We start from the raw sequence: 12,872 nt of genomic DNA, 5'->3' as shown, positions 1-12,872 counted from the left end.
TACCCTCCGAAAACCACCACGACCCGGCGTCCGTGACGGAGACAGGCGTACCCGCTCGGACTGCGGAGACGGCTGTGCATAAAGCCGCGGTCCGCCCTCATCGCCCTGGCGAGTCCGGGACAATCGCCGTGTAGATGGCAGAGTAATCCGCGTCCGCCAGGCCCTGGGCCTGCGCCCGATCCAGCAGATCCGCCAGCAACGGCAACCATGGACCCACCAGATGGGCATCCTCGACCGCCTGCTCGGTCAGGCGCACATCCTTCAGCAAGTGCTTGACCGGAAAATTGGCCGTGCCGAAGTCGCCGGAGACCATCTTGCCCAGCTTCTTGTCGAAGGTCGGGGCGTACAGGGCGCTGTCACGCAGGATGTCCATGAAGGTATCCACCTCCACGCCCTCGCGGCGCACCAGCCCCAGACTCAGGGAAAACGCGGCGGTCAGGCTGGCGATCAGCTGGTTGAAGGCGAGCTTCAGGGCCGCGCCCTGGCCCACTGGGCCGACATGTCGCGGGGTCTCGCCCAGAGCCGCCAGCACCGGCTGCGCCCGAGCAAAGTCCGTGTCGCTGTCGGCTCCCGCCATGATCAGCAGCCGGCCGTCGCGCGCCTCCGGTATGGAGCCCAGTACCGGCGCCTCGAGATAGCATGCCCCGGCGGCCCGCACCCGCTGTGCCAGGGCGCGACTTTCGGCCGGCAGGATGGTCGCCATCTGGATCACGCAGCGCCCGTCCAGCGCCCCGTCCGGCAGCTCGTCGAGCACCGCGCCAATGGCGCCGGCATCGCTGAGCATCAGCACCAGCACATCGGCCTCCGCGACGGCCGCGGCGGGGGCGTTGTGGACGGTGACCCCCTCGGCCGCCAGATCGCTCGCGCGAGCGACCGTGCGGTTGTAGGCCACCACGGGAAATCCGGCCTGCAAAAGACGCAGGCCCATGGGTTGCCCCATGAGCCCGCATCCCAGCAGCGCCACTCGGGACGCAGTCATGCTGACCCCCTACTTGATCTTGTCGTCCAGATCGTCCGTATACCCGAGCAGGGTATGCGGCGGCGGGGCCTCCTTCTGGTACTTGCTCGGCGTGACCGCCTCGGTCTGGTGCAAGCTTCGCCACAGGCCGATCACCATGATCAGCATGATGACCGAGAACGGCAGGCCGACACTGATCGCGGCCGCCTGCAGCGCGGCCAGCCCCCCCGCCAGCAGCAGGATGGAGGCGACCACCCCTTCGAGGATGGCCCAGTACACGCGCTGGGTGACGGTCGGGTTACGCACGTCGCCGGAGGCCAGGGTGTCGATGACCAGCGAACCGGAGTCCGAGGAGGTCACGAAGAACGTCACGATCAGCAGCGTCGCCGCCGCCATCACCGCCACGGCCAGCCAATCGAAGAGCGGCAGGGCCTGGAGGGTGACGAACAGCGCCGTGGACACGTTTTCCGAAACGGCGCCGGCCAGGTCCGCAACGCCGTCGAGCTCGTAGCTCATCGCGGTACCCCCGAACACGGCCAGCCAGACGAAGGCAGCGGCGGTCGGGGCCAGCAGCACCCCGGCGACGAACTCGCGAATGGTGCGCCCGCGCGAGACCCGCGCGATGAACATACCGACGTACGGGGCCCAGGAGATCCACCAGCCCCAGTAGAAGATGGTCCAAGAGGTGGCCCAGCCGGAGTCCTCGATGGTGTCGGCCCACAGGCTCATCTCGGGCAGGGACTGCACATAGACGCCGGTGCTTTCCACCAGCAGACGCAGGATGAACAGGGTCGGCCCCATCACCAGCAGCAGGGCGATCAGGATCGCCGCCAGGCCAATATTGAAGTTGGACAGGCGCTTGATGCCCTTGTCCACACCCAGCGCCACCGAGACGACGGCAATCAGGGTGATGATCGCGACCAGGACGATCTGCATGAAGGTGGATTCCTCGATCCCGAACACGAAGTTCAGGCCCGAGTTGATCTGCATGACGCCAAGGCCCAGCGAGGTGGCCACCCCGAACATGGTGCCGAACAGCGCCACTACGTCGACGAGATGTCCCCACGGACCATAGATCCGATCACCGATGAACGGGTAAAGCGACGAGCGGATCAGCAGCGGGAGGTTGTGGCGGTAGGCGTAGTACGCCAGCGACAGGCCAACGACGATGTAGATCGCCCAGGCGTGCAGGCCCCAGTGGAAGAAGGTGTAGCGCATGGCCTCGGTGGCCGCCTCGGCACTCTCGCCCTCCGCATGTGGCGGGCTGAGGTAGTGGAACATCGGCTCGGCGATGCTCCAGAACAGCAGCCCGATCCCCATGCCCGCGGAGAACAGCATCGCGAACCACGCGGCGTAGCTGAAACGCGGGGTCTCGAACTGGTCGCCCAGGCGCACGCCGCCGTAGCGGCTGAACATCAGATACAGGGAAAAGACCAGGAATACCGTCACGACCAGCATGTAATACCAGCCGAGATACTCCCCGATGCCACTTTGGAGCTGCTCGAAGATCGCCTCGGCGCGATCCGGGAAGATGGCCCCGAAAGCCACGAAGGCTGCGATTATCAGGCTGGCGGTATAGAAGACCGGGCTGCAGATCACGCCAAAGCCGCCGAGGCGGGTTTGCGTCAGACCGGGGGTGGACTGCTCATCCATTCGGTTTCCCCTTTTGTTCCTGTGGCAAGCGCAAGACCGAGCGGTCCGGTTCCGGAGTTTTCCGGAAGCCGCGCGGGGAGGCGCCCGATGGGCGTTGTCGCGGTAGGTGGGACAGCATCACCGTAGCGAAAGACTCGCCGCACTGCAAAACCGCGACAGGCGTCACGGCCCGCGCGGCCTCACGCCTCGGCGCGGGTCGAGTTCCGGGCCAGCAGCAGGGCCCGAGCCTGCCCGCCCTGGCGCTCGCGCTCGACCTGCCAGCCCCCCGCAGCGAGAAAGGCGAGATCCGCCTCGGACTCGATCTCCACATAAACCCGGCTGTCGGCGTGCAGCCAGCCCTGCGCGAGCAGGGCCTCCAGCACCGGTGGGACATGCCCCTGCCCGAACGGCGGGTCCACCAGCACGAGATCGTAGGCAAGGCCCTCGGGGGGTGGGCCGGCCAGCAGGCGCCGGGCGTCATCCCGACGCACGCTGACCTGCCCGGCGCCCAGGGTCTCGCAGTTGGCCTGGAGCTGGGCCGCGGCGCGCGCATCGCGCTCGACCAGCAGCACCGCATCGGCCCCGCGCGAGGCCGCCTCCAGCCCCAGCGCCCCGGTTCCGGCGAACAGGTCCAGCACCCGTGCGCCCGGCAACCGGGGCTGCAGCCAGTTGAACACCGTCTCGCGCAGGGCATCGGCAGTCGGCCGCAGGCCGCCCACCGCAGGGACCGGCAGCCAGCGTCGCCGCCAGGCGCCGCCGATGATGCGGATGCGCGCCGGGCGCCCGGCGGGGGCCCGCCTACTCCTGCCCACCCACGATCACCGTGACCATCGCATCCGGGTTGATGCGCTCGCGCAGCCGGGCATTCAGTTCATCCAGCTCCACCGCCTCCATGCGCTCGATGTAGCGCTCCAGGTAGTCCAGCGGCAGGTCGTAGAAGGCCATCATCCCCAGCAGTCCGACGATATCGCTGTTCGAGGCCAGCGACAGCGGGAAGCTGTTGACCACATTCTCGCGCGAGGCCTCGAGTTCTTCGGCATCGACCCCGTCGGCGTGCCAGCGCACGAGCGCCTCGCGCAGGGCGGTCACCGCCTCGTCCGCCTGGTCCACGCCGGTCTGCATACCGATACGGAAGGGGCCCTCGGCCGCCATCGGCTGCAGGCGACTGCTCACGGAATAGGCCAGACCACGCTGGCTGCGGATCTCCCGAAACAGCCGCGAGGTAAAGCCGCCGCCCCCGAAGGCGTGATTTGCAAGCGTCAGGGCGTAATGATCCTCGTCGCCACGTCGCAGCGCCGGGGCGCCCATCAGGATATGGGCCTGCTCGGAGGGAAACTCGATACGCTCCTCCACCGGCTCGTCGCGCGGCTCCACGGCCGGCAGCGGCTCCACCGCCGCGCCCTGCGGCAGCGCCGCGGAGATCCGGTCGGCCACCGCCTCAGCCTCCTCGCGCGTCAGGCCACCAGTGATCGCCAGGGCCCCGTTGCCGGTGGTGTAGAAGCGCTCATAGAACGCACGGGCATCCGCCGGCGCCAGGGCCTCCAGGGTCTCGCGCTTGCCGCCCGGCCAGTTGGCGTAGGGGTGGTCGCCATACATCAGTTCGTAGAAGCGCCGGCTGGCGACGCTGCCCGGGTCCTGGCGCTCGCGCTGCAGCCCCTGCAGGGCCTGGCGCCGGGCCCGCTCGAAGTCGGCCTCGGGGAAGGCCGGCGCGGCCAGCACGGCGGTCAGGGTCTCCACCGCGGTATTCATCCAGTCCGGCTCGGTCAGGCTGCGCAGGCTGACGATGGCCATGTCGCGCAGCGAATCGGTGCTGAATTGCGCGCCCACCGACTCGAAGCGCTCGGCCAGTTCGTCCGAATCCATCTCCTCCGTGCCGTGGCGCAGGGCGCTGCTGGTCAGCGAGGCCAGGCCGTGGTGGTCACCGTCGCGCGAGGCGCCGCCGTCGAACGTAAGACGCAGGTCGACCATCGGCAGGTCCGGCGCGGCCACATAGAGCACGCGCAGGCCCTCGTCGGTCTCCCACTGCTCGATCTCCACCGCCTGGGCCGGCAGCGCCAGCGCCAGCAGCCACACGAAGGCCGTCAGCCATCCCGCACGCATCATCTTGCCTCCCGTCATCACATGCCCCCCGCGGTTTCGCCATAGGGTTGCGCCGCACCCGGATCAGGCGGGTCTTCGCCATCCAGGGGCTGCGGGTCGAGGATTCCGACCGTGCGGCGCTGCGGCACCAGGTATTCGCGGGCCACGCGCTGTACATCCTCGGCGGTGACCGCCCGCACGCGCTCGACGAAGCGATCGCCTTCCTGCCAGCCGACCCCGATGGTCTGCAGCATGCCCAGCTGGAAGGCCTGCGAGCGCACCGAATCGCGCTGGTACACCTCGGAGGCGATCACCCGTGCCTGCACCCGCTCGAGCTCGCTGTCGCTGACCGGCTCGTCCTTCAGGCGCTCCACCTGTTCCAGCAGGGCGGCCTCCAGCGTGTCGACGTCGGTATCCGCCGTGGGCACGGCCGCGATCAGGAACAGGTCATCCAGCCGGCTGAAGGGGCTGTAGCGGGCCGACGTCGCGCCGGCCAGCTCCTCGCCGCGCACGATCTCGCGGGCAAAGCGCGAGGCCTCGCCGGAATCGAGGATCCCGGCCGCCACCATCAGGGCATAGGCATCCACCGGATCCTCGACGGTGTTCAGCACCGGAGTCTTCCAGCCCATCATCAGATAGGGGAGTTCGGCCGGGGCCTCCACCGTGATACGGCGCTCGCCCTTCTGCGGGGTCTCGCTGCGCGGCTTCGCCTCCGGCAGCTCCCCGGCGGGGATGTCGCCGAAGTGCTCGCGGGCGGCGTCGATCACCCGCTCAGCGTCGACATCGCCCACCACTACGACGACCGCGTTGTTGGGGTGGTAGTAGCGGTCGTACCACGCCTGGTTATCCTCCAGGGTGTAGGCCTCGATGTCGCTCATCCAGCCGATCACCGGGTTGCCGTAGGGGTGGTTGAAGAAGGCGGTGGCCATCAGCTGCTCGCGCAGCAGGGCGTTCGGCTGATCCTCCACCCGCAGGCGGCGCTCCTCCTGGACCACGCTCAGTTCCGGGCGGAACTCGTCTTCCTGCAGCTTGAGGTTCTGCATGCGTTCCGCCTCCATCGCCATCACCGTCTCCCAGTGATCGCGCCCGATCACCTGGAAGTAGCCGGTGTAGTCACGACCGGTAAAGGCGTTCTCGCGTCCGCCCAGGCGCGAGATGATGCGCGAGAATTCGCCCGGCTCGTAGCGTTCGGAGCCGCGGAACATCATGTGCTCCAGCATGTGCGAGATCCCCGTCACACCGCTGTGCTCGTCGGCCGAGCCGACCCGGTACCAGACCATATTGGCCACGACCGGGGCCCGCCGGTCCTCCAGCACCAGCACCGTCAGCCCGTTGTCCAGCGTGGCCTCGACCACGTCCGATTCGATCTCCGGCGGCGCGGCCGACCCGACCGCCGGCCAGGCGCACACCAGCGCTGTAATGAGCACTGTGACCAGTTTTTTACCGCGCATGATTCATGAATCCTCGTGCTAGCATTGGCGAACTCTCTACTTGACCACATCGAGCATGTTCGGTTTCCGCAAGAAGAAGTCCGAAGACTCCACGGCCGCCCCGCCGGAGACGGCGAACGCCGAGCCGGAAAAGCCTGCCCGCGGGGGCTGGTTCCAGCGCCTGCGCCAGGGCCTGGCCAAGACCGGGCAGGCCCTGGGCGGCGATCTGGGGTCGCTGTTCCGGCGCAAGATCGACGACGAATTGTTCGAGGAGCTGGAAGAACGCCTGCTCCTCGCGGACGTGGGCCTGGATGCGACCCAGCGGATCATGGATCGTATCACCCGCGAGGTAAAACGCGGCCAGCTGGATGATGCCGAGGCGCTGATGGACGCCCTCGAGGCGGCCATGATCGAGATCCTCGAGCCGGTCTCGCAGCCGCTGGAGATCCCGGAGGCCGAACGCCCGTTCTCGATCCTCGTGGTCGGCATCAACGGCGCCGGCAAGACCACCACCATCGGCAAGCTGGCGCACCACCTCCAGGCCAACGGCCGCTCGGTGCTGCTGGCGGCCGGCGACACCTTCCGCGCCGCGGCGGTGGAACAGCTGCAGACCTGGGGCGAGCGCAACAACGCCCCGGTGATCGCCCAGGGCACCGGGGCCGATTCCGCATCGGTGGTCTACGACGGGCTGCAGGCGGCGCAGGCGCGCGGCATCGATGTGATGATCGCGGACACCGCCGGGCGCCTGCATACCCAGACCAACCTGATGGACGAGGTGCGCAAGGTAAAGCGCGTGATGGGGCGACTGGACGAACACGCCCCGGACGAGGTCCTGCTGGTGGTGGATGGCGGCACCGGGCAGAACGCGCTGAATCAGGCGCGCCAGTTCCACGAGGCGCTGGGCCTGACCGGGATCGTGGTGACCAAGCTGGACGGGACCGCCAAGGGCGGCGTGCTGTTCGCGCTGGCCGAACAGCTGGGGGTGCCGGTGCGCTTCATCGGGGTCGGGGAGAAGGCCGAGGACCTGCAGGTCTTCGATGCGCACGCCTTCGTCCGCGCCCTGCTCGGCCGCGACAGCGACTGACCCGCTCCGGATGATCCAGCTGCAACGCGTCACCAAGCGGTTCGGCAGCGCGGCAGAGGCGCTCAGCAATGTCAGCCTGCGCGTGGATGCGGGCGCGATGGCCTTCATCACCGGGCCCTCCGGTGCCGGCAAGAGCACGCTGCTGCGACTGATCGCCGGGCTCGAGCGGCCCACCCGCGGCCGCATCCGCGTCAACGGCCACGACCTCGACCGCCTCTCCAGCCGCGCCATCCCCGGCTTTCGCCGCAGTATCGGACTGGTGTTCCAGGATCACCGCCTGCTGTTCGACCGCCCGGTGTTCGACAACGTCGCCCTGCCGCTGGAGATCCTCGCCTATCGCCGCCCGGAGATGCGCAAGCGCGTACGCGCGGCCCTCGACAAGGTCGGTCTGCTGCACAAGGAGGCGGTGAACCCGCGCACCCTGTCCGCAGGGGAACAGCAGCGGGTCGGGATTGCCCGGGCCATCGTCCACCGCCCGGTCCTGCTGCTGGCGGACGAGCCCACCGGGAACCTTGACCCGGCGCTGTCGCGCGAGATCCTGCAGCTGTTCGACGACTTCAACCGGGTCGGCATGACCGCGTTGATCGCCAGCCACGACCTGGGGCTGGTGGAACGCATGGGCAAGCCGGTCCTGCACCTGGAGGACGGCCGCATCGAGGCGCGCGGCGCTGCGGAGTCCGCGCCGTGAAACCCGGACGCCGCCTCCTGGACACCGTCCCGGCCTGGCTGGAGGCGCACCGGGATGCCGCCCGGCGCAGCCTCCAGCGCCGCCTGCAGGCACCCGTCCTGAGCCTGATCAGTATCGCCGTGCTGGGGTTCATCCTCGCCCTGCCCGCCTACCTCTGGGTCCTGCTGGACAATGCGCGCGCATTGTCCGCCCACGTCGACCACGAGCCGCGCATCGCCCTCTATCTCGATGCCGTGGAGCCGGACACGGTGGCGGCGCTCGAGCGCCACCTGGAGACCGATGCTCGGATCGAGCGCTGGACCTGGATCGACGCCGACGAGGCCCTGGCACGCTACCGCGAGGGCCTGAGCGACCCGGGCCTGCTGGACTGGCTGGATGACAACCCCCTGCCGGATGTCGTGGACGTGCTCCCGGCCACCGCCGAGCCGGAAACCGTCGCGGCCCTGCGCCAGGCGCTCGCCGACACGGCACCGGGCGCCACCGTGGTCAGCGACGACGAGTGGGTCCGGCAACTCAACAGCCTGCATCAGCTGGGGCTGCGCATCCTGGCGGTCGTCGGGGCACTGCTGGGTCTGGGGGCCCTGCTGATCCTGGCCCTGGCCACCGCCTCCGAACTGCGCGAACGCCGCGAGGAGATCGCCATCTCGCGCATCAGCGGGGCCACCCACCGCTTCCTGCGGCGGCCGTCGCTGTACGGTGGTCTGATCACCGGGCTGGGGGGCGGGATCTTCGCAGGCCTCCTGCTGCTGGTCGGGATCGGCCTCAGCCGGGCACCCCTGGAACAGGCGGCCGCGGCATTCGACCTTCCGTTCCAGCTCGCGCTCCCCGGAGGCAGCCATCTGCTCACCCTGCTGCTGGCCGGGCTGCTCCTGGGCTGGCTGGGGGCCCGACTGGGCAGCGGTCATGCGCTGCGCGATGCCCCATAGGGTGCGCCCATTGGCAGAAAGTGGCCGGAACTTTTACAGGGTTTAGCACTCTTACCAGCAGACTGCTAATCTAGACCCATGAATTGGGAGGAATCACCACGCATGACCCAGGCCCTGACCACCCCGCGTGTCGACATGCCCGTACCGGTGGGCGACCTCGATCACTACATGCAGGCCGTTGGCCGCATCGAGGTGCTGGACACCGAACAGGAGCGCGAACTGGCCGTGGCGCTGCACGAGCGCCAGGATCTGGATGCCGCGCGCCAGCTGATCCTGCACAACCTGCGCTTCGTGATCCACGTCGCGCGCGGCTACCAGGGCTACGGCCTGCCGCTGGGTGACCTGATCCAGGAAGGCAACGTGGGCCTGATGAAGGCCGTGCGCCGCTTCGACCCCAACCAGGGCGTGCGCCTGGTGTCCTTTGCCGTGCACTGGATCCGCGCCGAGATCCACGAGTTCATCTTGCGCAACTGGCGGATCGTGAAGGTGGCGACGACCAAGGCGCAGCGCAAGCTGTTCTTCAACCTGCGCAGCGCCAAGCAGCGCCTCGGCTGGCTGTCGAACGCCGAGGTCTCCGCCGTGGCGCAGGATCTGGGCGTGTCGGAGAAGGACGTCTGGGAGATGGAGCGCCGCCTGTCGAGCCAGGACGCGAGCTTCGACCCGGGCCCCGAGGCGGACGACGAACAGGGCTATCAGGCCCCGTCCGAACGCCTGAGCCTGGAGGACCTGAGCGACGACCCGGCGCACGTCACGGAAGACGAAGACTGGGACCGTCACTACCAGGAGCGACTGAGCCAGACCCTGGGCGAACTGGACGAGCGCGCCCGCGATATCCTGATGCGCCGCTACATGGCGGACCAGAAGGCGACGCTGCACGAACTGGCTGCGGAATATGGCGTCTCGGCGGAGCGCATCCGCCAGATCGAGAACAACGCGATCAAGCGTATCCGCGCCGCCTTCGACGACTGACCCGGGCCTGCGGCCCGGCGATCCCGACCCCGAACGCAAAAAGGCCCCGGCACAAGCCGGGGCCTTTTTGGTTACCGGACGGGGCGACATGGCCCCGCCGGCCGTTTCCGCGCCGGATCAGCCGAACAGGATCACCGAGAAGAAGCTGATCCAGGACCAGATGATCAGGGCTGCCGTAAAGGTCAGCGGGAAGTTCTCAAAGGTAAACCAGTCGCGCATCTCGCAATCCTCGGAATTTTCCAACCAGAATAGGCGAAGGGTAAGCGGCACCGCGGCTCGGCGCAAGTTCGACCGACGTCAGCGCTCGGACTTTTGGCCCGGACGGCCCTCGCGGTCCCGCCCGGGCGGGTCGTCTCCCGAACGGGTGGGGATCCGCGGGTCGTCGTCATCCATCAGGATGCGGTGCGCCGGGCCCTGGAGATCGTCGTACTGGCCGGAACGGATCGCCCAGAAGAGCACCAGCCCCACAACCAGGGCAAACAGCATCGCCAGCGGAATCAGCAGGTAGAGGATGGTCATGGCCCCAGTGTACCCAGCCCCGCGGCTGGCTTAAACCGGCGGCGCCCCCGACGGCCGCCGGTGCGTGGCGGCCTCGCCGCCGGGTTCGGCCACGCGCTCGCCGTCGTCACGCGTGGGCCGAAGCCGCAGCGCGTTCCCGACCACCAGCAGAGAGCTGAGCGACATGCCAAGGGCCGCCAGCCAGGGGGTCAGCACGCCGGCGGCCGCGACCGGCAGGGCGACCACGTTATAGCCGATCGCCCAGGCAATGTTCTGACGGATCACGCGCCGGGTGTGGCGCGCCTGATCCAGGGCCTGCGGCAGGTGGTCCAGGCGATCCGACAGCAGGACCAGGTCGGCCTGGGTCTGGGCCAGCTGGGTGCCGCCGCCCATCGCCATCGACACGTCGGCGCCGGCCAGCACCGGGGCATCGTTGATGCCCTCGCCGGCCATGAGCACCACCCGGCCCTCGGCCTGGCGCGCCCGCACGTACGCGAGCTTGTCCTCCGGCGTCAGCCCCCCCTCGGCCTCGGCGATGTCCATCTGCGTGGCAAACGCCTTGGCGGCCTCGGGGCGGTCTCCGGTCAGCAGGACCACCCGCAGGCCGCGCGCCCGCAGGTCACCGAGCACATCCCGCACCTCCGGACGCGGGGTGTCGGCCAGCCAGAACAGCGCGACGGGCTGATCATCGACGACCAGCCAAACCGGCGTGGCCAGCGGATAGTCCGCGGGTGCGGCCGGACTCGGTGCGTCGACGCCGGAGGGCAGCATGGAGGCCCCGCCAATCGACACCCGGCGCCCCTCGATGCGGCCCTCGAGGCCCTGGCCCGGCAGGTTCCGGACCCCGGTGGCGTGGATGCGGGAGGCCCCCGCCGACCCGGCCAGGGCCCGGGCCAGGGGGTGCTCGGAATGGACCTCCAGCGCCGCCGCCCACGCCAGCCAGTCGTCGCCCTCGGGGGCGGGCTGCAGGTCCTCGCGGGCGACCAGGCGCGGCATGCCGACGGTCAGGGTGCCGGTCTTGTCGAGGCAGACCATGTCGACCCGCGGCAAGGCCTCCAGGGCACTGCCGCGGGTCACCAGCAGACCCATGCGCGACAGTGCGCCGGTGGTGGCCGTCAACGCGACCGGGGTCGCCAGCGCCAGGGCGCAGGGGCAGGTCGCGACCAGCATCGCGACCATCACCCAGAGGGCGCGGGCCGGGTCGATCCAGGCGTACCAGACCAGGCCGGCCAGTGCCGTAAGCACCAGTACCGCGCCCACGAACCAGCCGGTACCGGCCTCGGCGATCCGAGCCATACGGGGCTTCTCGGTCTGCGCGCGGTCGAGCAGGCGCTGGATCGCGGCCAGGGTGGTCTCCGCGCCGACGCGCTGGACCTCGACGGACAGAGGGCCGTCGACGTTGACGGTGCCCCCGGTCACGGCATCGCCGGGGCGCGCCGGGTGGGGCTCCGGCTCGCCGGTCAGCAGGGCGCGGTTGACCGTGGATTCGCCCGCGCGCACGACACCGTCGGTCGGGATGGTCTCGCCGGGGCGGACCCGCACCCGGTCGCCGGGGGCCAGTTCGCCGACCGGGACCGCCTCGATCTGCCCGTCGGGGCCCTCGCGGTTGGCAATCGCCGGCACCAGTCGGTCGAGGCGGTCGATGGCATGGCTGGCGCGCTGGCGCGCGATCAGCTCCAGGTAGCGACTGGTCAGCAGGAAGAACACGAACATGACCACGGATTCGAAGTAGACGTGTTCACCGGTGCCGAGGATCACCGCGTAGAGGCTGGCGAGGTAGGTGACGATGATCGCCAGGCTCACCGGTACGTCCATGCCGAGCTGGCGATGGCGCAGGTCGCGCCAGGCGCTCTGGTAGAACGGGATCGCGGAGTAGAGCACCACCGGCGTGGTGAGCGCGGCGGCGACCCAGCGCATGAACTGCAGCAAGTCCTCGTGCTCGGTGTCCTCGGCGCCCAGCCAGAGGGCCACGGCCAGCATCATCACCTGCATCATGCCAAGGGCGGCCACCGCGATTCGGCGCAGGGCCAGCCCGCGTTCGCGGGCGATGGCCTGCTCGCGGGTGCCGGGGTCGTAGGGGTGGGCGTGATAGCCGATGTCGCGGATCGCCTTGAGGATATCCGACAGGGCGATCCGTTCGGGGTCCCAGACGACCTGGGCGCGATGGGTGGAATAGTTGACGCGAAAGCTCTCCACACCCGGGAGGGCCTGGACATGGCGCTCGTTGAGCCAGACACAGGCCGCGCAGGTGATGCCTTCCAGCATCAGGGCCGCTTCGCGGCGCTCGCCGGCCGCACCCGCCGGCGTGACGAACTGCTGCTGCACGCCGGGATGATCGAACAGTTCCAGCTCGCGCAGCTCGTCAGGGATCAGGGGACTGCCGCTTTCCGCCGGCGGGGCATCGCGGTGATGGTAATAGGCCCCCAGGCCGCGCTCGATAATCGCCCCGGCCACGGCCTGGCAGCCGGGGCAGCAGGTAGGCTCTTCCCGCCCCTCGAAGGTGACGGGATAGTACGCGCCCGCGGGCACAGCGAGCCCGCAGTGGAAACACCGGGTCGGGGCCGCGGACGCTGCCGGGGCCTGCGAGTCGGGCGCGAGCGCCACGGCG

The 12,872-nt window shown here is 69.4% G+C and carries 11 protein-coding genes; 4 read left to right on the top strand and 7 right to left on the bottom strand.

The features are described 5' to 3' along the window. Positions 1-97: 97 nt before the first annotated feature. The 5 genes from F614_RS0105080 to F614_RS0105060 all read right to left on the bottom strand — a co-directional run bounded on the left by F614_RS0105080 (position 98) and on the right by F614_RS0105060 (position 6,120). Positions 98-979, bottom strand: coding sequence for an NAD(P)-dependent oxidoreductase (locus tag F614_RS0105080; RefSeq protein ID WP_081619681.1), 882 nt, complete (start codon positions 977-979; stop codon positions 98-100). Between the two features lie 9 nt (positions 980-988). Beyond that, on the bottom strand, positions 989-2,611 hold the full coding sequence (locus tag F614_RS0105075) for a BCCT family transporter (protein ID WP_018867767.1): 1,623 nt from the start codon (positions 2,609-2,611) through the stop codon (positions 989-991). Between the two features lie 179 nt (positions 2,612-2,790). Next, positions 2,791-3,402, bottom strand: coding sequence for a 16S rRNA (guanine(966)-N(2))-methyltransferase RsmD (rsmD, locus tag F614_RS0105070; RefSeq protein ID WP_019558404.1), 612 nt, complete (start codon positions 3,400-3,402; stop codon positions 2,791-2,793). Next, on the bottom strand, positions 3,389-4,693 hold the full coding sequence (locus F614_RS0105065) for a pitrilysin family protein (protein WP_018877211.1): 1,305 nt from the start codon (positions 4,691-4,693) through the stop codon (positions 3,389-3,391). Before F614_RS0105065 ends, rsmD begins: the two co-directional genes overlap by 14 nt. A gap of 14 nt (positions 4,694-4,707) precedes the next feature. Continuing rightward, positions 4,708-6,120, bottom strand: a complete 1,413-nt coding sequence (locus F614_RS0105060; protein WP_026280266.1) for a pitrilysin family protein — start codon at positions 6,118-6,120, stop codon at positions 4,708-4,710. Between the two features lie 55 nt (positions 6,121-6,175). On the opposite strand from F614_RS0105060, the gene ftsY reads away from it, so the two are divergent. From ftsY to rpoH, 4 genes are all read left to right on the top strand, one after another. Beyond that, entirely contained in the window at positions 6,176-7,183 is a 1,008-nt protein-coding gene (gene ftsY / locus F614_RS0105055; RefSeq protein WP_019558403.1) for a signal recognition particle-docking protein FtsY, read from the top strand. Between the two features lie 10 nt (positions 7,184-7,193). Next, positions 7,194-7,871: a cell division ATP-binding protein FtsE gene (ftsE, locus tag F614_RS0105050; protein ID WP_019558402.1), complete on the top strand. Its 678-nt coding sequence runs from the start codon at positions 7,194-7,196 to the stop codon at positions 7,869-7,871. Then, on the top strand, positions 7,868-8,797 hold the full coding sequence (locus F614_RS0105045) for an ABC transporter permease (RefSeq protein WP_018880891.1): 930 nt from the start codon (positions 7,868-7,870) through the stop codon (positions 8,795-8,797). Before ftsE ends, F614_RS0105045 begins: the two co-directional genes overlap by 4 nt. 102 nt (positions 8,798-8,899) lie before the next feature. Beyond that, complete coding sequence (gene rpoH / locus F614_RS0105040; protein ID WP_019558401.1) at positions 8,900-9,766, top strand: RNA polymerase sigma factor RpoH; 867 nt, start codon at positions 8,900-8,902, stop codon at positions 9,764-9,766. A gap of 297 nt (positions 9,767-10,063) precedes the next feature. Here rpoH and ccoS read toward each other — a convergent pair whose 3' ends face one another. Continuing rightward, positions 10,064-10,285: a cbb3-type cytochrome oxidase assembly protein CcoS gene (ccoS, locus tag F614_RS0105030; RefSeq protein ID WP_018867758.1), complete on the bottom strand. Its 222-nt coding sequence runs from the start codon at positions 10,283-10,285 to the stop codon at positions 10,064-10,066. 30 nt (positions 10,286-10,315) lie between these two features. Beyond that, positions 10,316-12,868, bottom strand: coding sequence for a heavy metal translocating P-type ATPase (locus F614_RS0105025; protein WP_026329807.1), 2,553 nt, complete (start codon positions 12,866-12,868; stop codon positions 10,316-10,318). Between the last annotated feature and the right edge of the window lie 4 nt (positions 12,869-12,872).

It is taken from the genome of Thioalkalivibrio sp. ALE12, assembly GCF_000381105.1.
In the GTDB taxonomy this organism is placed as follows: Bacteria; Pseudomonadota; Gammaproteobacteria; order Ectothiorhodospirales; family Ectothiorhodospiraceae; genus Thioalkalivibrio.
The sequence above is the reverse complement of the archived record's forward strand: the minus strand, read 5'-3'. Positions and strand labels throughout refer to the sequence as shown.

Bases quoted from the DNA above. Each gene is read 5' to 3' on its own strand.
- F614_RS0105060 (WP_026280266.1), bottom strand. From the start codon at position 6,120: ATGCGCGGTAAAAAACTGGTCACAGTGCTCATTACAGCGCTGGTGTGC.
- ftsE (WP_019558402.1), top strand. From the start codon at position 7,194: ATGATCCAGCTGCAACGCGTCACCAAGCGGTTCGGCAGCGCGGCAGAG.
- F614_RS0105075 (WP_018867767.1), bottom strand. From the start codon at position 2,611: ATGGATGAGCAGTCCACCCCCGGTCTGACGCAAACCCGCCTCGGCGGC.
- F614_RS0105080 (WP_081619681.1), bottom strand. From the start codon at position 979: ATGACTGCGTCCCGAGTGGCGCTGCTGGGATGCGGGCTCATGGGGCAA.
- F614_RS0105065 (WP_018877211.1), bottom strand. From the start codon at position 4,693: ATGATGCGTGCGGGATGGCTGACGGCCTTCGTGTGGCTGCTGGCGCTG.
- rpoH (WP_019558401.1), top strand. From the start codon at position 8,900: ATGACCCAGGCCCTGACCACCCCGCGTGTCGACATGCCCGTACCGGTG.
- ftsY (WP_019558403.1), top strand. From the start codon at position 6,176: ATGTTCGGTTTCCGCAAGAAGAAGTCCGAAGACTCCACGGCCGCCCCG.
- ccoS (WP_018867758.1), bottom strand. From the start codon at position 10,285: ATGACCATCCTCTACCTGCTGATTCCGCTGGCGATGCTGTTTGCCCTG.